The following is a 19,393-nucleotide window of genomic DNA, read 5'->3' as shown; positions in this document are numbered from 1 at the left end:
GGGGTGGTGGTGTTTTTCGAGGGCGGATCCGAGGGTTTTATTGACTTTCAGGGCCAATCGGGGGCAAGCCCCCTCCCACATTTGACGATGTTCACACTTCAAGTGTGGGAGGGGGCTTGCCCCCGATGACCATTTCAGCCTCCACACAAACTTCAGTGCAGCCGCTTACGGCACATCAACTTGGCCAATTTCGCGGTGTCCGGCCGCTCGACGACGCCTTTTTCGGTCACGATCACATCGATCAGGTCGGCAGGGGTCACGTCGAACACCGGGTTGTAGGCCCCCACGTCCAAGCGCTGCCCCACCACCTCCAGCAACTCGCCAGCATCGCGCTGTTCCAGCGCAACGTCATCGCCGGTAGCCATCATCAGGTCCAGGGTTGAACTCGGCGCCACCACCATAAAACGCACGCCGTGGTGCATGGCGCAGACCGCCAGTTGATAGGTGCCGATCTTGCCGATCACATCACCGTTGGCGGCGATGCAGTCGGCACCCACGATCACCCAGGTCACCCCTTTGGTCTTGAGGATATGCGCGCCGGCCGAGTCGGCATTCACCAGTACCGGGATGCCTTCGCCAGCCAACTCCCAGGCGCTCAGGCGCGAGCCTTGCAGCCACGGGCGGGTTTCATTGACATAAACCTGCTCGACCATGCCTTCCAGGAAGGCACCGCGGATCACTCCCAACGCCGTACCGACGCCGCCGGTAGCCAGCGCGCCCGCGTTGCCGTGGGTCAGAATGGCCTGGGCATTGCCCTGGTGCCTGCGGATCAGTTCGACGCCCAATTGCGCCATGGTGAGGTTGGCTTCGCGGTCGCTCTCGTGAATCGCGACGGCCTCGGCTTCCAGCGCAACCAGCGGATCGGCGTGCGGCTTGAGACGGTCGAGGCGCTCGCGCATGCACTTGAGGGCCCAGAACAGGTTCGACGCGGTTGGACGGGTATCGGCGAGCAGTGCGTAGTCTTCTTCCCAACCGGCCTGCCAGTCACCGCCCTCGGCGATGCGTGCCCGAGCGGCGAGCACCAGGCCATAGGCGGCGCTGATACCGATGGCTGCCGCGCCACGCACGACCATCGCGCGAATGGCCTGCGCCACTTCATCCACCGTGGCGCAGGCTATCCAACTCTCCCGGGACGGCAAGGCACGTTGGTCGAGCAGGTGCAGCGTGCCGTCGCGCCAATCGATGGCCTTCACTTTCTCCGCTGCCAACAGTCGATCGCGCATCCCTTACTCCGCACTCATGAACAAAAGCCGCCGATTATAGCGATCCGCCAGCCAGGACGCTCGGGTATACTTCGCGCTTCTTTTATAGCTGCCCAGGAAGAAGCCCGCGATGACCGCCACTGCCGCCCCGCTCGACATCTTGCTGCTGCCGACCTGGCTGGTGCCTGTGGAGCCGGCCGGCGTGGTACTCAAGGAACATGGCCTGGGGATTCGCGACGGGCGCATTGCCTTTATCGGCCCGCGGGCGGCGGCACTGAAGCTGCAGGCCACCGAGGTGCGCGAGCTGCCGGGCATGCTGCTCAGCCCCGGCTTGATCAATGCCCACGGGCACGCGGCGATGAGCCTGTTTCGCGGCCTGGCCGACGACCTGCCGCTGATGACCTGGCTGGAAAAACACATCTGGCCCGCCGAGGCCAAGTGGGTCGACGAGGCCTTCGTACGCGACGGCACCGACCTGGCGATCGCCGAACAGCTCAAAGGCGGGATCAGCTGTTTCTCCGACATGTACTTCTACCCCAAGGTCGCCAGCGACTGCGTGCACAACAGCGGCATGCGCGCACAGATCGCGATTCCGATCCTCGACTTCCCGATCCCCGGCGCCGGCAGCGCCGATGAAGCGATCCGCCAGGGCATCGAGCTGTTCGGCGACCTCAAGCACCACCCGCGCATCAAGATCACCTTCGGCCCCCATGCGCCCTACACCGTCTGCGACGCCAACCTGGAGAAAATCCGGGTCATCGCCGAAGAACTCGACGCCGCCATCCATATGCATGTCCACGAAACCGCCTTCGAGGTGCAGCAAGCCGTCGAAAAGACCGGCGAGCGACCGTTGGCGCGCCTGGGTCGCCTGGGGCTGCTGGGGCCGCGCTTCCAGGCCGTTCACATGACCCAAATCAGCGAGGACGACCTGGTTTTGCTGGTAGAAAGCAATACCAGCGTGATTCATTGCCCCGAGTCGAACCTGAAACTGGCCAGTGGCTTCTGCCCGGTGGAACGTCTGTGGCAGGCTGGCGTTAATGTGGCCCTGGGCACCGACGGCGCCGCCAGCAACAACGACTTGGACTTGCTCGGCGAAACCCGCACCGCTGCGATGCTGGCCAAGGCCGTCGCCGGTTCGGCCACCGCTCTGGATGCGCATCGCGCGCTGCGCATGGCTACGCTCAATGGTGCGCGCGCCATGGGCCTGGAAAATGAGATCGGCTCGCTGGAAGTGGGCAAGGCGGCGGACATCGTCGCCTTCGATCTGTCGGGGCTGGCGCAACAACCGATCTACGATCCGGTCTCACAGCTTATATATGCCACCGGACGTGACAGCGTGAAACACCTTTGGGTCGCCGGCAAGCAGTTGCTCGACGACCGGCAATTGACCCGCATGGATGAGCAACAGTTGACCGCCACGGCCATCGCCTGGGGCCGGCGCATCAGCGGGCAGCACGAATAACGACGGTGTTGAACCCGCGCGTTCAGCACCGGCCAACCGATTTATCAGATTCAGAGGATGCACCATGAGCAACGTCGATCACGCCGAAATCGCCAAATTCGAAGCCCTGGCTCACCGCTGGTGGGACCGCGAAAGCGAGTTCAAACCGCTGCACGACATCAACCCGCTGCGAGTCAACTGGATTGACGAGCGCGTCAATCTGGCCGGCAAGAAGGTGCTGGACGTCGGCTGCGGCGGCGGCATCCTCAGCGAAGCCATGGCCCAGCGCGGCGCCACGGTGATGGGCATCGACATGGGCGAAGCGCCACTGGCCGTGGCCCAGCTGCACCAGTTGGAGTCCGGCGTGAGCGTTGAATACCGCCAGATCACCGCCGAAGCCCTGGCCGAGGAAATGCCCGGGCAATTCGACGTGGTCACGTGCCTGGAAATGCTCGAACACGTGCCGGACCCGTCCTCGGTGATCCGCGCGTGCTTCCGTATGGTCAAGCCGGGCGGCCAGGTGTTTTTCTCCACCATCAACCGCAACCCCAAGGCGTACCTGTTCGCGATCATCGGCGCCGAGTACATCATGAAGCTGTTGCCGCGCGGCACCCACGACTTCAAGAAATTCATCCGCCCTTCCGAGCTGGGGGCCTGGAGCCGCCAGGCCGGGCTGACCGTCAAGGACATCATCGGCCTGACCTACAACCCGCTGACCAAGCACTACAAGCTGGCCAACGACGTCGACGTCAATTACATGATCCAGACCCTGCGCGAGGAGTAAGCCTGTGAAGCTGCGAGCGGTTCTCTTCGATATGGACGGCACCCTGCTGGACACGGCGCCGGACTTTATCGCCATCTGCCAGGCCATGCGCGCCGATCGGGGCCTGGCGCCGATCAACGACCAGCACATTCGCGACGAAATCTCCGGCGGTGCGCGGGCGATGGTCGCGGTGACGTTCTCGATGGACCCGGAGTCGCCGGGTTTCGAGGAGCTGCGCCAGGAATTCCTTGAGCGCTACCTCAAGGGCTGCGCGGTCCATAGCAAGCTGTTCGACGGTATGAGCGAGCTGCTGGCGGACATCGAGAAGGCCAACCTGATCTGGGGCGTGGTCACCAACAAGCCGGTGCGCTTTGCCGAGCCGATCATGCAGCAACTGGGCCTGGCCGAGCGTTCTGCGCTGCTGATCTGCCCGGACCATGTAAAGAACAGCAAACCGGACCCGGAGCCGCTGATCCTGGCGTGCAAGATGCTCGACCTCGACCCTGCCAGCGTGCTGTTCGTGGGCGACGACCTGCGCGATATCGAATCCGGCCGCGACGCCGGCACGCGCACGGCGGCGGTCACCTATGGCTATATCCACCCGGACGACAACCCACATCATTGGGGTGCGGATGTGGTGGTGGATCACCCGCTGGAACTGCGCAAGGTGCTGGATAACGCGCTATGCAGTTGCTGATGGCTCATCGATCCAGCTGACCTATGAAGCTCCCCCTCCCACAGGGTATCTCCACCGGTCTCAAGTTTTGTGCTGAAACATGTTGAATTCTGTCGAGGCTATTTATGTTTGATTACTCCGCACGTCCAGAACTGCTCAAAGGCCGGGTCATCCTGGTGACCGGCGCCGGTCGCGGGATTGGCGCGGCAGCGGCGAAAACCTATGCCGCCCACGGCGCCACCGTACTGTTGCTGGGCAAGACCGAAGCCAACCTGGCCCAGGTGTATGACGAAATCGAAGCCGCCGGCCACCCGCAACCGGTGGTGATCCCGTTCAACCTGGAAACCGCCCTGCCCCATCAATACGATGAGTTGGCGGCGATGATCGAGAAAGAGTTCGGCCACCTCGACGGCCTGCTGCACAACGCCTCGATCATCGGCCCCCGCACGCCGATCGAGCAGTTGTCCGGCGAGAACTTCATGCGTGTGATGCATGTGAACGTCAATGCGATGTTTATGCTGACCAGCACCTTGCTGCCATTGCTCAAACTGTCCCAGGATGCGTCAGTGGTGTTCACCTCCAGCAGCGTCGGGCGCAAAGGCCGCGCGTACTGGGGCGCGTATGGCGTGTCCAAGTTTGCCACTGAAGGCCTGATGCAGACCCTGGCCGACGAACTGGAGGATGTGGCGGCGGTACGCGCCAACAGCGTCAACCCAGGCGGCACCCGCACCAGCATGCGTGCCCAGGCCTATCCAGGGGAAAACCCGATGGAAAGGCCGGCACCGGAAGAGATCATGCCGGTGTACCTGTACTTGATGGGGCCGGACAGTGCCGGCGTGAATGGGCAGGCATTCGATGCCCAGTAACAACTGACACAACTGGAACAAAATGTGGGAGGGGCAAGCCCCCTCCCACACTTGTATTGCGCGGTTGCCGAATGCTTAGTTTTTCACGACTTCTTCCAGGGTGAAACGGCCCAGCGGGTTTTGCAGGAAGTTGCTCACATTCTTGCGTGAGATATTGATGTAAGGGCTGTAGTACAGGTCGATCCAGTTCACATCCTGCTTGGCCAGTTTCTGCAGTTCCACATACATCTGCTCGCGCTTGGCCGGGTCGGCTTCGATGCGGGCTGCGGCGACCAGGTCCTTGACCTTGTCGTTCTTGTAGCGGGTCATATAGTTCTGGTTGGTGTCGTGGCCCAGCACGAAGGTGGTCTTCTGGTCCGGGTCGAGGATGTCGTTGGTCCAGTACATCACCGAAATGTCGTACTCACCGTCCACCAGCATCTGCCAGCTCTGGGTCGGGTCGACCTTCTGCAGGTTGGCGGTCACGCCGACCTTGGCCAACTGGTCCTTGATAATCACCGCGATCTGCTCATCGGCTTCGTTGCCGGCATTGACCACATAGTTGAGTTTCAAGTCCTTGGCGCCGGCCTGTTCCAGCAGCTTCTTGGCGGCGGTGGGGTCATAGGGGCGCTGCAGGTTATTGGGGTAGTGGTACAGCGAGCCTTTCGGGATGTAGGAATAAGCCACGGTGCCCTGGCCGTACGTGACGGTTTTGACCAGCGATTGCTTATCGATGGCCATGTCCAGCGCCTGGCGCACTTCGGGTTTGGCCAACAGGCCGTGGGCATGGTTGATCAACAAGTGATCTTCACGGGTGGACGGGTCGGCGTGGACCACCACGTTTTTGTCTTTCTTCAACTCTTCAACTCGAGAAAACGGCACGAAGATCGCGGTATCGAGTTCGTCGTTCTGCACCATGCGCATACGGGTGTTGTCATCGGTCACCGAGACCCACTCCACACCGTCCAGGCTTACCTTTTGAGCCTGCCAGAAGTTCGGGTTCTTCTTGAGGATCACCCGATCGCCCTTGCGCCACTCTTCTACCGTAAACGCACCGGACGTCACCGGGTTTTCCGAGTAGGCGTCTTCGCCCATGGAGGTCATGGCTTTTTCGGACAGGATCGACACCGTCGGCGAAGCAAGTTGGGAGAGGAAGGCCACCGCCGGGGTCTTGAGCGTGACCACCAGGGTTTTCGGGTCGGCGGCCGTGGCCGTGTTGATCAGGCTGAACGGGTCAGCCCACAGCGAAGCCTTGTTGTCGCGGATGCGCAACAGGCTGAAAGCGGCGTCGGCGGCGGTGATCGGCGAGCCATCGGAGAATTTCGCGTCACGCAGCTTGAAGGTATAGGTCAGGCCGTCCTTGGATATCTCCCAGCTTTCAGCCAGGCCCGGTTCCATCTTGGTGCCCAGGTTGTCTACGCGCACCAGGGTGTCGTAGACGTTGGCAAACACCCAGGTATCGCGGTTCTGCGCGCTTTTGATCGGGTCGAACGTGGTGCTGTCTTCACGGCAACCGATGGTGAGTACACCGGCGGCCTGGGCGAAACCGGCGGTCAGCGACCAGGCGGTCAGCGTGGCGGCGGCGAGTAACTTCAAGTGGCGGGATTGCATGTCATAACTCCTTGTTCATGAATGGCAGAGGGTTAAAGCAAAGGCGTTTCAAGCACGCAACTGTACCGGTGCTCGTGCAGGTGGTGGGTAGGCGGCAACGCTACGGAACACATTGCCCGCGCATGCCGGCAACGCGGGTGGAAGGCACAGCCGGTCGGTAAATTCAGCGGGCTTGGCGGCTCGCCCGGCAGGGGTTCGGCCGGCAATGGCCGCTGCGGGTCGATCTGCGGGATCGCCTCGATCAAGGCTGCCGTGTACGGATGGCGCGGCGACGTGAACACCGCTTCCACCGGGCCTTCCTCGACGATCTTGCCCAGGTACATCACCGCCACGCGGTCGCACAGGCGCCGCACGATGGCCAGGTCATGGGCGATAAACAGGATCGCCAGGTTCATACGCTGTTGCAGTTCCAGCAGCAGATTGATGATCTGGCCCTGAATTGATACATCCAGCGCCGCCACGCATTCATCGGCGACGATCAGGCGCGGCTCTACCGCCAGGGCCCGGGCAATGCCGACGCGCTGGCACTGGCCACCACTGAGGGCACTGGGTTTGCGCGTGGCCAGCTCAGGGCGCAGGCCCACCAGATCGAGCAGTTCGTTGACCCGGGCGGGAATGTGGTCCGAGTCGACTTTGCGCTGCACGCGCAAGACTTCGGCGATGGTTTCGCCGATGGTATGGCGCGGATTCAACGCGGCGTACGGGTCCTGAAAAATCATTGCCGTTTCATGGCGCAGGCGCGCGATGTCGATGGCGCTGCCTTGGGCCATGTCGACGCCATCGAACAGCACCTGCCCGGCACTGATCGGGTTCAGATGCAGAATCGCCCGCCCGAGGGTGCTTTTGCCGCTGCCGGACTCGCCCACCAACCCAAGGGTTTGGCCTGCTGCGAGGTTCAGCGATACACCGTTCACCGCCCTCACCCACTGTTTGTTCAGACCGAACAAGCCACTGCCGGACGCGGCAAAACGTACCTCCAGGTCCTTGATCTGCAACAGGCTCATGGGCGCACTCCCAACGGATAGTGACAAGCCACCCGCGCGCCTTCAGGCAAGCGCTCGGTGCACAACGCGCCAACCTGCGGGCAACGCGGGTTGAAGCGGCAGCCGGCGGGTAATGCATCAAGCAATGGCGGCTGGCCGGGGATGGTGCGCAGCAAGGCGTGGCCGCTGCTGTGGGCCGGCTGGCAGTCGATCAGGCCGGCGGTGTACGGATGCTGCGGATGCGCCAGCACCTCGTGCTTGCTCGCATGCTCGCACAGACGCCCGGCATACATCACCGCGATGGAATCGCAGGTCTGCGCCACCACGCCAAGGTCGTGAGTGATCATGATGATCGACAGGCCGCGCTGGTCGCGCAGGTCCAGCAGCAGGCGCAGGATTTGTGCCTGCACGGTCACGTCCAGGGCGGTGGTCGGCTCGTCGGCGATCAGTACCTTGGGGTTGCAGCCCAGCGCCACGGCGATCATCGCGCGCTGGCGCATGCCGCCGGAAAACTCGTGGGGATAGTTGTCGGCGCGCGCTTGAGGGTCGGGAATGCCGACCTGGCGCAGCACCTCGACGGCCTGCAGACGCGCATCCTTTTTCGATACGCCTTGATGCAGGCGAATGCCCTCGGCGATCTGCTCGCCGATGCGCATCAAGGGGTCCAGGTGGCTGCTGGGGTTCTGGAAAATCATCCCCAGTTGCCCGCCACGCACCGCACGCATGCCGGCGGCGTCGAGGCTGAGCAGGTCCTGGCCGGCCAGGCGCACCGCGCCACCCTGCACACGCAGGTTGGGCGATGGCAGCAGGCGAATCAGGCCACGGCAGGCCATGGTCTTGCCCGAGCCGCTTTCGCCCACCAGGCCGAGGATCTCGCCTTCGGCCAGGTCGAACGACACACGGTCCACCAGGGTCACGTCACGCCCGGCATTGTGGGCGATCACGCTCAGGTCGCGCACTTGCAACAGGCTCATGTGCGGTCTCCCAGTACTTGCGCCACGCCATCGGCCAGCAGGCTGAAGCCCATGGCCAGCGTGACGATGGCCAGGCCGGGAAAGGTGCAGATCCACCAGGCCGTGGTGATAAACGCCTGGCCCTCGGCGACCATGGTGCCCCACTCGGCGGTCGGCGGTTGCACGCCCAGGCCCAGGTAGCTCACGGCCGCGCCATTGAGCAGCACCAACACCGCATCGGACATGGAAAACACAATCGAGCCGAACATTGCATTGGGCAGCAGGTGTCGAAACAGGATGCGCCCGTGGCCGAAGCCCAGGCTCTTGGCGGCCAGGGCGAAGTCGCTTTCCTTGAGCACCAGGATCTGCGAGCGGATCAGCCGCGCATACGACACCCAGCCCACCAGCGCCATGGCGATATAGAAACTCTTCAAGCCTGGGCCGAGGATGGCCATGATCGCCAGCATCAGCACCAGAAACGGGAACGCCAGGATTACGTCGATCACGCGCATGCACACGCTGTCGAAACGCCCGCCGATATAGCCTGAGACCGCGCCGATAAACGTGCCGATGATAAACGGAAAGATTACCCCGACCACCGCCAGTTGCAGGTCGATGCGCGCCCCCCAGATCACCCTCGAAAGGATGTCTCGGCCGTAGTTATCCGTGCCGAATGGATGGGCAAGGCTGGGGGCCAGCAGGCTCAGGTCGGTGTTCTGCGCAATCGGGTCATACGGCGCGATCCACGGCGCGAACAAGGCCAGGCCGAGCCACGCCAGCAGGATCAGCAGCCCCCACGCCGCCGTGAGCCGGCCGTTGCGTAAACCGAGTCGCAGGCGCAGGCGCCAGGGCGCAACCAAGGGTCGAGTGCTCATTGCATCTTCACCCGCGGGTCGAGCGCCACCGTCACCACATCGGCGATGAAGTTGACCAGCACCGTGGCGCACGCCAACACCATCGCCACGCCCTGCACCACCATGTAGTCGCGGGTAAAGATGCCGCGCACCAGCAACTGACCAATGCCAGGGATAGCAAACAGGCTTTCGATGACCACCGTGCCGCTGATCAACCAGCCGATATTCACCGCCAGCAGGTTGACCGCCGGGACCAGGGAGTTGGGCAATACGTGCCGGCGAAACACCTCGGCTTCCGACAGCCCGCGCGCACGGGCGGCGGTGACGTGATCGGCCTGCAGTTCCATCAGCATGCTCGCGCGCAGGTTACGTACCAGTACCGCCGACAGCGCCAGGGCGATGGTCAGGCACGGCAGCACCATGTGGTGCGCCTTGTCCAGCCAGGTGCGGCCATACCCGGACACCGGGAACAGGCCCCATTGCACGCTGAGCAGCAGGATCAGCATCAAGCCCAGCCAGAACGCCGGCATGCCCAGGCCGACGGTGGTGAAGACGCGGACCAGGTTATCCGCCCAGCCGCCTTTGTGGCGCGCGGCCAGTGTGGCCAGGGGCAGCGCGATCAGCAGCGCCAGCAACACGCTGCCGAGCACCAACATCAGGGTCGGCTCGATACGGGTGACGATCAGCTTCAGTGCATCGACCTTGTACAACAGCGATTGACCCAGGTCGCCCTTGAGCAGGTTTTTCAGGAAGTAGAAGTACTGCAGCCACAGCGGCTGGTCGAGACCGTATTGGGCGCGGATTTTCAACAGTGCATCAGGCGTACTGCGCGATCCCAGCAGCGCCCGCGCCGGGTCGCCGGGGATCGATCGCACCAGCACGAACGTAATCACACTGATGCCGAACAGTACCGGCAGCAGTTGCAACGGTCGGAACAGGACGAAACGGTAACGCGCCAGGTTCATGCGTCAGCCTCGGTGGCGAGCGAGAAAGTCCAGCAGCACCGGAAAATACGCCTGGGGTTCTTCATAGAACGGCATATGGCTGCTGTTGGGAAACACATGCAATTCGGCGTGCCGGGCAGCCATTTTCATGCGCATGGCGCACGCCGGCGTCAGTTCATCGTGCTGGCCGGTGGTAATCAGCATCGGCATCTTGAAATCGGCCATCTCGGCGATACGGTTCCAATCCTTGAGGTTGCCGACGTAGAGAAACTCATTGGGACCCTGCATGGTTTCGTAAGGGCCCATGTTCCAGTCGCCAAGGGAACGCTTGACCGGCTCGGGCCATTCGTCCAGGCGGCACACGTGGCGATAATTGAGCAAGGTGATCGCGGCCTGGTACTGCGGGTGGTCGAGGGTGCCCATGGCTTCGTGGCGTTGCATCATGGCCACGGTTTCGCTGCCCAGCGCGCCACGCAGGCGCTCCAGTTCCTGGGAAAGGTGCGGAATATCGCCGACGGTGTTTGCCAGGATCAGGCTTTTGAGCGCGTCGGGATAATGAATGGCGTACTCGATGCCCAGCCACCCGCCCCAGGAATGCCCTAGCAGGTGCACACGGCCCAGGCCCAGGGCTTGGCGCACGGTTTCGACTTCTTCGACATAACGGCCGATTTCCCACAGGGAAACATCGGTCGGTCTGGCTGATGCCCCCGTGCCGAGCTGGTCGAATGCGACCACTCGCAGGTTATGCTCCTTGAGCCAGCCATGGGCGTCGCGCAAATAGTCACACGGCAGGCCAGGGCCACCGTTGAGGCATAGAAGCACCTCATCGCCTTGGCCAAAGCTGTAGACCACGAGTGTGTGGCCGTCGACTTGCACGTTGTACCGCTGGTCGGGGGCAATTTCACGCCACATGCATACATTCCTTGTGTTGTATCGGCCTGGCGGGCAGCGGCCGTTTATCAGGCCAACACTACCGAGGATGCCGCGCGTCCATAACCTAGTATTTCTTATAGGTTTGGCCTGGCAGTCCTTCGCCGGGGCGTGGCATTCTACTTGCCGCAAGTCGAGATTCAAATGAAATCGGGAGCAGAACGGATGCTGGCCAAGCTTACTGCCTTCAACGACCGTCTGATGCCGGGCAGGAGCCTGGAAGAACAGATGGACAACACTTTCGTCCTCGCCCGGCAATTGGGCTTCGACGCGCTGGTGTACGACTACACCCCGGTGCCGATGGACCCCAATGGCGCCCTGATCACCCCGTCGGTGCTCGAACTGCGCAACACCCCATCGGACTGGCACGCCTTATGGTGCAGCGAAGGGTTCTACCAGATCGACCCGGTGCAGCATCTTGCGCTGGCCACGGTGTCACCGTTCGTATGGTCCTACGACGTCAAGGTCGATACCCCGCTGAAAAAAGTCATCGATCCGTGCCACGCACCGGTCTCCTCCTACCTTCACGACCAGCAGCTCACCTGCGGCGTCAGCGTGCCGATCCACCTGCCACGGGGCGGCTTCGCCTCGCTGACCGGCCTGCGCACCGGCAAGAGCCGCAGCGTGCTGCGGGACGCACACCACACGCTGGCGGATTTCAGCCTGATCACCCACGCGTTGCAGGAAGCGGCCTATCCGTTGTTCGGCAAAGAGCTGCGCAGCTACCCGCATATCCGCCTGACCAAACGCGAACGCGAGTGCCTCAAATGGGCCGCCGAAGGGCTGACTGCGGCTGAAATCGCCACCCAGTTGAGCCGTTCACTGGCTGTGGTGACCCTGCACCTGGCCTCGGCGATGCACAAACTGGGGGCCAAAAACCGCGTGCAGGCGGTGGTGCGCGCCACCCATTACCGCCTGCTGGAAGACTGATCCACCAGTAAAACCTAGCTGTTTTGCTAGTTACCTAAATTTTCCCGGCGGCTTATCGTGACCCTGATCCTTTTTTCAAGAGCAGGGTACGAAATGGAATTCATCGAAAAAATCCGCGAAGGGTATGCGGCGTTCGGCGCCTATCAGACCTGGTACCGCGTCACCGGCGACCTGAACAGCGGCCGCACCCCGCTGGTGATTATCCACGGTGGCCCCGGCTGCACCCATGATTATGTCGACGCCTTCAAGGACGTCGCGGCCAGCGGCCATGCCGTAATCCATTACGATCAATTGGGCAACGGCCGTTCCACCCACTTGCCCGACAAAGACCCGTCCTTCTGGACCGTCGAACTGTTCCTCGCCGAGCTGGACAACCTGCTGGACCACCTGCAGATCAGCGATAACTACGCGATCCTCGGCCAATCCTGGGGTGGCATGCTCGGCAGCGAACACGCGATCCGCCAGCCCAAGGGCCTGCGGGCGTTTATCCCGGCCAACTCGCCGACCTGCATGCGCACCTGGGTCAGCGAAGCCAATCGCTTGCGCAAGCTGCTGCCCGAAGGCGTGCATGAAACCCTGCTCAAGCACGAAGCCGCCGGTACCTACCAGGACCCGGAATACCTCGCCACTTCGCGGATTTTCTATGACCACCACGTGTGCCGGGTCAACCCGTGGCCGGAAGAGGTCGCGCGCACCTTTGCTCAGGTCGATTCAGACCCGACGGTGTATCACGCCATGAGCGGGCCTACCGAGTTCCACGTGATCGGCAGCCTGAAGGATTGGAAATCGATTGGCCGTCTGTCGAAGATCAACGTGCCGACCCTGGTGATCTCCGGCCGCCACGACGAGGCCACGCCACTGGTGGTCAAGCCGCTCCTGGATGAGATCGCCGATGTGCGCTGGGCGCTGTTTGAGGACTCCAGCCACATGCCCCATGTGGAAGAACGCCAGGCGTGCATGGGGACCGTGGTGAAGTTTTTGGATGAGGCGTGCGCGGTGCCGCGCGCGGCACTCAAGGCCGGTTGAGTTCAGTGTGGGAGGAAGCACGCGCCCTCCCACTCCTTCAGACCTCGGAGGTCTCAGGCTTTGATGCCTGCCGTGCCGGCTCAGCCGTCACCGGGATCTCTTTGCCCTCGGCATCGAACAACTTGCCGCCCCTGAAGTAATCCCCATCACGCAGCGCCGCCACATCGTGGAAGCACAGGCTGCGTTCGGTCCCCGCGACGAACACCGACTGCTGGTCCGAGTTGCCCGCGGTGAAATGGTTGAACGCCAGGTTCAGCAGGATCGCCATGATCGCCGACGAACTGATCCCCGAATGGAAAATGGTCGCGAACCAGCTGGGGAAGTGGTCATAGAAGCTTGGCGCGGCGATGGGGATCATGCCGAAACCGATGGAGGTGGCGACGATGATCAGGTTCATATTGTTGCGGTAATCCACCTTGGACAAGGTGCGAATTCCACTGGCCGCCACCGTGCCGAACAGTACGATCCCGGCGCCGCCCAGCACCGACGTGGGCACTGCGGCAATCACCCGGCCCATGAACGGCAGCAAGCCGAGAATGACCAGGAACAGCCCGCCGGTGGCCACCACAAAGCGGCTTTTCACCCCGGTGACCGCCACCAGGCCGACGTTCTGGGCGAAGGCACTCTGGGTGAACGAACCAAAGATCGGCGCGAACATGCTCGACAGCATATCGGCGCGCAGGCCGTTGCCCAGGCGCTTGGAGTCCACCTTGGTGTCGATGATTTCACCCACGGCGAGGATATCCGCCGAGGTTTCCACCAAGGTCACCATCACCACGATACACATCGAAATAATCGCAGCGATGTGAAAGGTTGGCATGCCGAAATGAAACGGCGTGGGGAAGCCGAACATTGGCCCTTGGGTCACGCTGGAGAAGTCGGCCATGCCCAGCAGCACCGCGATCAGCGTGCCGATCACCATCGCCAGCAGGATCGATAGGCGCGAAATGGTCGCGCTGCCGATTTTGCTCAGCAGCAGCACCAGCACCAGCGTCAAGGCCGCCAACCCGATATTGGGCATGCTGCCGAAATCCGCCGCGCGGCTGTTGCCGCCCATGGCCCAGCGCGCCGCGACGGGCATCAGGGTCAGGCCGATAGTGGTGATGACGATACCGGTGACCAGCGGCGGGAAGAACTTGGTGATCCGCGAGAACACCGGGGTGATCAACAGGCCGATCAATGACGCGGCCATTACCGCTCCGAGAATCGCCGGTAAACCACCGGCACCGTCGCTGCCGACAATCGCCACCATGGTGGCCACACCGGCAAACGACACGCCCTGCACCAACGGCAGCTGGCAGCCGAAAAACGGCAGGCCGAGGGTTTGCAACAAGGTCGCCAGGCCGCCCGCAAACAGCGACGCGGCGATCAACAGGCCGATATCCGCCGGCGATAACCCGGCCGCCTGGCCGACGATCAACGGTACGGCAACGATGCCGCCGTACATGGTGAGCACATGCTGCAGGCCGTAAGCCATGTTGGCCGCGATGCCAAGATTCTCATCTTCCGGCCGCTGCGGTGACGCCTTCGGGGTAGTCATGGTGAGGGGTTCTCTGTTTTTGTTGTGCGGCCACTGTATGCAATCTTTGGACTGGATGTCCATAGAGTTGTATACAATCAACCAGACAAGATACCCTCCGCCGGCGTTACAAAAACCATTCGGCCGTGATGAGCCGCAACGCCAAGGACACTAAAACAATGAAAAAGGCACTACAGGGCGCTACCGTCGCACTCACTCTGCTGGGCGGCGGGGAGGCTGTCGCGGTGGAATGGATGAACAACAGCGTAGGGTTTCGCTACGGCCAGCAGTTCACCAATCCGAACAACCCCGATGAATTCAGCAAGCGCATCTACAGCTTCACCCACGCCAGTGGCTACCGATACGGCAGCAATTTTCTCAACCTGGATGTGTTCCTGTCCGACAGCCGCGACCCACGCAAGGGCACCGATCACGGGGGCAGCGAGGTGTACGCGGTGTACCGGCACCAGCTGTATGCCTCGCGGGTATTCGACAGGCCGCTGGGCACGGGTGCGGTCAAGGATTACGCCTTGACCCTGGGCTTCGACGCCAACCGAAATAACAACTTCGCCTCCGCCAGGAAGCGCGCGCTGGTGCTTGGCCCGACCGTGAAATTCAACACGGTCGGGGTGCTGGACCTGAGCCTGCTGTATTACAAGGAGCGCAACCACACTGGCATTCCCGGCGCCCAGGAATCCGACCACACCTTCGACGACACCTACATGCTTAACCTGACGTGGATGCGCCCGTTCGAGATCGCCAACCACGGGGCGAAATTCCAAGGGTTCATCAATTACGTCGGGGCTAAAGGCGAGGACTACCACGGCCGCGACACCGCTGCCGAAGCGCTGATGCGCACCGCGTTGATGGTGGCCGTGCGACCGGGCAAGAGCGTCAAACCGAACCTGTACCTGGGCGTGGGTTACGAGTACTGGCATAACAAATTCGGCGTCGACGGCGGCCGCGGCAGCCGCACCTCCACGCCGACCGTGAATATGGAAATCACCTTTTAATCACGGGTGCTGCTGTGAGTCGGACACACCGCATTCGCAGCCATTAGGGCCGCTGCGCAGCCCAGCGCAGGACAAGCCTGCTTACCACAGGGAAGCAGCACCCCCGCAGTTGTGGTGAGCGGGCTTGCCCCGCGCTGGGGCGCGAAGCGGCACTGTCTCCAGACACTGCGGTGTGCCAGGCTTAAACAGTTTGCAGACTTTGGGGCAGCCGCTACGCAGGTGTTCTTCAGTTCAGCTCTGTCATCAGCTCGGCACGATTGGCCTTCGGCCGGGCCAGCCAATATCCCAACACTGCCAGCGGCGCGGTTGCCAGCATCACGATCACGGTGATCATTAGCGGATGTTCGAGCATCGATGACACCAGTAGGCTGCTCACAAAGCACAAGCCCAGTTGCAGGGTGTTTTGCAGCGCCGCAGCCTTGCCGGAATTTTCCGCGAAGGGCATCAGCGCGTTCGCCACCACGATGGGGTAACTGGCACCGTTGCACAGCGCCATCAGGCAGAACGGAATCAACAGGGTGGTGAGCGTCGGCACGGTCAACGTGGCGACCAGGTACAGCGCTCCCATGCTCACGCAGTAGGCAAGCAGCAGCCACGGCAGCAAGGTTTTACCCTGCAGATGCTGCAAGGCGCTGCGGCAACTGTAACCACCTATCAGGAATGCCAGGGTCGGCACCACATAGCTCAAGCCAATATCATTGGGGCTGTAACCCATACCGCCGAGAATGAACGGGGACGCTGTAAGCCAGGCAAAAAAACTGGCCGAGCACGCGGCAAAAATCATTACGTTGCCGCTGAATACCCGCGACTTGAGCAACTGCCCATACCCCAGGCGCGCCGGTGCCTGTGTCAGTCGTTTCGGCGCACTGCGCAGGAATAAGGTGGGTAACAGCAGCGCCAGCGACACAGCCAGCAACACGCCGAAGATCGCCTGCCAGCCTACGTGATTCAACACCAGCGCGCCCAACAGTGGCGCCAGGGCCGGCGACAGCGACATCAACGGCATGATGCTGGCGAACACACGATGGGCCTTGTCGGCCGGGTAGCGATCAATCACCAGCGCCTGCCAGCTCACGGCGGCGGAACACACGCCGATCGCCTGGATAAAGCGCAGCGCCAACAGTTGCGCAGCACTGTCGACCCAAAACATGCCGGCGCAGCCCAGCACAAACAGGCTCAGGCCCGCTAGCAGAATCGGCTTGCGCCCCAGGCGGTCGGACAACGGCCCCCACACCAACTGCCCCAGCGCAAACCCGGCGAGGAAGACGCTCAAGCTGGCGCCGACCGCGCCCGCGCTGATCTGCAAGTGTTCGCCCATGGCGCCGAACGCCGGCAAGTACATGTCCATGGCGAGATAACCGAGCATGCTCAGGCCCGCCAGATACCAGGTAAAACCAAACGAATTTTTCATTGAAGCCTTGTTGACCTTGCCATCAAACTATTTGCTGACTGGCGCCCATTATGAAGCTGACAGTTTTCATGTGAAGCGATAATAATTGGCCAAAGCTATCAATAATTTTGAAGGCACCGATCATGTGGTCCGAATATTCCCTGGATGTGGTAGACGCCGTGGCGCGCCACGGCAGCTTCAGCGCCGCCGCACAGGAATTGCACCGTGTGCCGTCGGCCATCAGCTATACGGTGCGTCAGCTGGAAGAATGGTTGGCGGTGCCGCTGTTCGTGCGGCGTCACCGCGACGTGGAACTGACCCCCGCCGGCCGCCTGTTTATCGACGAAGCCCGGGGCGTGATGAAGAAAATGCTCGGCACGCGACGCTTGTGCCAGCAAGTGGCCAATGGCTGGAGCGGCCAGTTGAAGGTGGCGGTGGACTCCATCGTCAAACCCCAGCGCTGCCGGCAATTGGTGCTGGATTTCTATCGACGGTTCCCCGAGGTGGAATTACTGCTGGAGTACGAGGTGTACAACGGTGTGTGGGATGCCCTGGCCGACGAGCGCACCGACATTGTGATCGGGGCCACCAGCGCGGTGCCGGTGGCCAGCCACTTTACCTTTCGCGATATGGGGTTGTTGAACTGGCTGTGCGTGGTCAGCGCGCGGCATCCGCTGGCGAGCGTTGAAGGCCTGCTCAGCGACGACCAATTGCGCCCCTTCGCCTCGCTGTGCATGACCGACACCTCGCGTAACCTGCCCAAGCGCGACACCTGGACCCTGGACAACCAACTGCGCCTGGTGGTGCCTAACTGGGCGTCAGCCATCGATTGCCTGCGCGATGGGTTGTGCGTCGGCATGGCGCCAGCACATAAGGTAGCGCCCTGGATCGAACGCGGCGAGCTGGTGGCGCTGCACCTGACCCGCCCCTTCCCCGCCAGCCCGTCCTGCGTGGCCTGGGCGCAGAACAAGCTGTCCCCGGCCATGGCGTGGTTACTCGAATACCTGGGCGACACCGAAACCCTCAACCAAGAATGGCTCAATGGCCCTGATCCAATAAGCGGCTGATGGCCCGCACGATCATCTCGACTTCCTTGCCGTCCAGGGTCAGCGGCGGCAGCAGGCGGATGATTTTGCCGCGCGTCACATTGATCAGCAGCGCATGCTCCTGGGCGGCGCGCTGGGCCAGGTCGCGATACGGGCTGACCAGTTCGATGCCGATCATCAAGCCCTGCCCGCGAATCGCCAGCACCTGGGGGTGTTCCGCCAGTTCCACGCGCAGCCGCGCCAGCAAGCGTTCGCCCTGTTGCGCGGCGTTGTGCAGCAAGCCCTGCTCTTCGATGATGTCCAGCACCGTGCAGCCAACCCGGCAAGCCAGCGGGTTACCGCCAAACGTGCTGCCATGACTGCCCGGCGTGAACAAGCGCGCCACACCGGCCCGTGCCAGGCAGGCGCCGATCGGCACGCCGTTGCCGAGGCCTTTGGCCAGGGTCATGACGTCCGGCACGATGCCTTCATGCTGGAACGCGAACCACGCACCGGTGCGACCGATGCCGGTCTGGATTTCATCGAGCATCATCAGCCAGCCGTGGGCTGTGCAGTGATCGCGCAAGCCACGCAGATAGCCGGGCGGCGCCGGCAATACACCACTTTCACCCTGGATCGGCTCCAGCAACACGGCCGCAATCTGCGCGCCATGGGTGCGGGTGATCGCTTCGATGGCGGCCAGGTCACCGAACCGGACCTTGAGAAAATTCCCCGGTAAGCGCTGAAACCCGAGGCGCACCGACGGTCCGTCGCTGGCCGCCATGGTGCCCAGGGTGCGCCCGTGAAAGGCGTTCTCCATCACCACAATCAACGGTTCTTCGATGCCCTTTTTCCAGCCATGCAAGCGCGCCAGCTTGAGGGCGGTTTCGTTGGCCTCGGCGCCGGAGTTGTTGAAAAATCCGCAATCCAGGCCGGACAGCTGCGCCAGGCGCCGGGCCAGGCGTTGTTGCCAGTCAATGCTGTAGAGGTTGGAGGTGTGCAGCAACAGGCCAGCCTGCTCGCTGATGGCCGCCACCAGGCGCGGATGGGAATGCCCGACATTGGTCACCGCCACACCCGCCACCGCATCGAGGTACTCGCGACCCTGCTGGTCCCACAGACGCGTGCCCAGGCCACGGGCGAAGCTCAGGGCCAAGGGTTGGTAGGTGGTCATCAGGCAGGCGGCGGTCATGGTGCGGGCTCCAAGTCATCAGGTTGATGGTCTCAGTATCGTTAGCCACCTGAGCTGGATAAACTGCACATTTCTGCAATGACTTTAAACCAGGGC

At 62.4% G+C, this 19,393-nt stretch carries 18 protein-coding genes; 8 read left to right on the top strand and 10 right to left on the bottom strand.

The window, feature by feature from the left end; translation table 11 throughout:
• Positions 1–152 precede the first annotated feature (152 nt).
• Positions 153–1,223 (bottom strand): S-methyl-5-thioribose-1-phosphate isomerase, encoded by a 1,071-nt coding sequence (gene mtnA, locus PSH94_RS08250; RefSeq protein WP_253511413.1) that lies wholly within the window; start codon positions 1,221–1,223, stop codon positions 153–155.
• A 109-nt stretch (positions 1,224–1,332) separates the two neighbouring features.
• On the opposite strand from mtnA, the gene PSH94_RS08245 reads away from it, so the two are divergent.
• The 4 genes from PSH94_RS08245 (at position 1,333) to PSH94_RS08230 (ending at position 4,948) form a co-directional block, all read left to right on the top strand.
• A complete protein-coding gene (locus PSH94_RS08245) occupies positions 1,333–2,664 on the top strand; it encodes a TRZ/ATZ family hydrolase (protein WP_181078227.1) in 1,332 nt (443 codons plus the stop codon).
• A 64-nt stretch (positions 2,665–2,728) separates the two neighbouring features.
• Positions 2,729–3,427: a bifunctional 2-polyprenyl-6-hydroxyphenol methylase/3-demethylubiquinol 3-O-methyltransferase UbiG gene (gene ubiG / locus PSH94_RS08240; RefSeq protein ID WP_181078225.1), complete on the top strand. Its 699-nt coding sequence runs from the start codon at positions 2,729–2,731 to the stop codon at positions 3,425–3,427.
• Between the two features lie 4 nt (positions 3,428–3,431).
• The gene (gene mupP / locus PSH94_RS08235; RefSeq protein ID WP_181078223.1) at positions 3,432–4,103 is read left to right on the top strand and encodes an N-acetylmuramic acid 6-phosphate phosphatase MupP; all 672 of its coding nucleotides are present in this window, start codon (positions 3,432–3,434) and stop codon (positions 4,101–4,103) included.
• 104 nt (positions 4,104–4,207) lie between these two features.
• Positions 4,208–4,948: a YciK family oxidoreductase gene (locus PSH94_RS08230; protein WP_181078221.1), complete on the top strand. Its 741-nt coding sequence runs from the start codon at positions 4,208–4,210 to the stop codon at positions 4,946–4,948.
• Positions 4,949–5,023: 75 nt separating this feature from the next.
• Here PSH94_RS08230 and PSH94_RS08225 read toward each other — a convergent pair whose 3' ends face one another.
• From PSH94_RS08225 to PSH94_RS08200, 6 genes are read right to left on the bottom strand one after another with little or no spacing between them, the layout of a single operon-like run.
• Positions 5,024–6,538 (bottom strand): ABC transporter substrate-binding protein, encoded by a 1,515-nt coding sequence (locus tag PSH94_RS08225; protein WP_286799685.1) that lies wholly within the window; start codon positions 6,536–6,538, stop codon positions 5,024–5,026.
• Positions 6,539–6,570: 32 nt separating this feature from the next.
• Positions 6,571–7,542 carry an ABC transporter ATP-binding protein gene (locus PSH94_RS08220; RefSeq protein WP_305437075.1) on the bottom strand — a complete coding sequence of 324 codons (972 nt, stop codon included), beginning with the start codon at positions 7,540–7,542 and terminating at the stop codon, positions 6,571–6,573.
• Positions 7,539–8,495, bottom strand: a complete 957-nt coding sequence (locus tag PSH94_RS08215; protein WP_181078215.1) for an ABC transporter ATP-binding protein — start codon at positions 8,493–8,495, stop codon at positions 7,539–7,541. Before PSH94_RS08215 ends, PSH94_RS08220 begins: the two co-directional genes overlap by 4 nt.
• The gene (locus PSH94_RS08210) at positions 8,492–9,349 is read right to left on the bottom strand and encodes an ABC transporter permease (protein WP_253511399.1); all 858 of its coding nucleotides are present in this window, start codon (positions 9,347–9,349) and stop codon (positions 8,492–8,494) included. Before PSH94_RS08210 ends, PSH94_RS08215 begins: the two co-directional genes overlap by 4 nt.
• Positions 9,346–10,293 (bottom strand): ABC transporter permease, encoded by a 948-nt coding sequence (locus PSH94_RS08205; protein WP_181078211.1) that lies wholly within the window; start codon positions 10,291–10,293, stop codon positions 9,346–9,348. Before PSH94_RS08205 ends, PSH94_RS08210 begins: the two co-directional genes overlap by 4 nt.
• A gap of 3 nt (positions 10,294–10,296) precedes the next feature.
• Positions 10,297–11,184, bottom strand: coding sequence for a proline iminopeptidase-family hydrolase (locus PSH94_RS08200; RefSeq protein WP_253511396.1), 888 nt, complete (start codon positions 11,182–11,184; stop codon positions 10,297–10,299).
• Positions 11,185–11,367: 183 nt separating this feature from the next.
• On the opposite strand from PSH94_RS08200, the gene PSH94_RS08195 reads away from it, so the two are divergent.
• Positions 11,368–12,132 (top strand): LuxR family transcriptional regulator, encoded by a 765-nt coding sequence (locus tag PSH94_RS08195; protein ID WP_253511393.1) that lies wholly within the window; start codon positions 11,368–11,370, stop codon positions 12,130–12,132.
• A 93-nt stretch (positions 12,133–12,225) separates the two neighbouring features.
• The gene (locus PSH94_RS08190; RefSeq protein WP_305437071.1) at positions 12,226–13,158 is read left to right on the top strand and encodes a proline iminopeptidase-family hydrolase; all 933 of its coding nucleotides are present in this window, start codon (positions 12,226–12,228) and stop codon (positions 13,156–13,158) included.
• Between the two features lie 37 nt (positions 13,159–13,195).
• Here the strand turns inward: PSH94_RS08190 and PSH94_RS08185 are convergent, their stop codons facing one another.
• Positions 13,196–14,698 (bottom strand): nucleobase:cation symporter-2 family protein, encoded by a 1,503-nt coding sequence (locus PSH94_RS08185; RefSeq protein WP_305437070.1) that lies wholly within the window; start codon positions 14,696–14,698, stop codon positions 13,196–13,198.
• A 158-nt stretch (positions 14,699–14,856) separates the two neighbouring features.
• Between PSH94_RS08185 and PSH94_RS08180 the strand changes: the two genes are divergently transcribed.
• Positions 14,857–15,690 (top strand): nucleoside-binding protein, encoded by an 834-nt coding sequence (locus tag PSH94_RS08180; RefSeq protein WP_253511383.1) that lies wholly within the window; start codon positions 14,857–14,859, stop codon positions 15,688–15,690.
• 226 nt (positions 15,691–15,916) lie between these two features.
• Here the strand turns inward: PSH94_RS08180 and punC are convergent, their stop codons facing one another.
• A complete protein-coding gene (gene punC, locus PSH94_RS08175; protein ID WP_305437067.1) occupies positions 15,917–17,101 on the bottom strand; it encodes a purine nucleoside transporter PunC in 1,185 nt (394 codons plus the stop codon).
• 122 nt (positions 17,102–17,223) lie between these two features.
• Between punC and punR the strand changes: the two genes are divergently transcribed.
• Positions 17,224–18,147: a DNA-binding transcriptional activator PunR gene (gene punR, locus PSH94_RS08170; RefSeq protein WP_305437066.1), complete on the top strand. Its 924-nt coding sequence runs from the start codon at positions 17,224–17,226 to the stop codon at positions 18,145–18,147.
• Here the strand turns inward: punR and PSH94_RS08165 are convergent.
• Positions 18,119–19,297, bottom strand: a complete 1,179-nt coding sequence (locus PSH94_RS08165) for an aspartate aminotransferase family protein (protein ID WP_181078196.1) — start codon at positions 19,295–19,297, stop codon at positions 18,119–18,121. The two genes, punR and PSH94_RS08165, sit on opposite strands and share 29 nt — an antisense overlap.
• Positions 19,298–19,393: the final 96 nt, after the last annotated feature.

The sequence above is a fragment of the Pseudomonas sp. FP2254 genome (assembly GCF_030687695.1).
Taxonomy (GTDB): domain Bacteria; phylum Pseudomonadota; class Gammaproteobacteria; order Pseudomonadales; family Pseudomonadaceae; genus Aquipseudomonas; species Aquipseudomonas quebecensis.
Note: the sequence above shows the minus strand (reverse complement) of the source record. Positions and strands in the feature narration are given on the sequence as shown.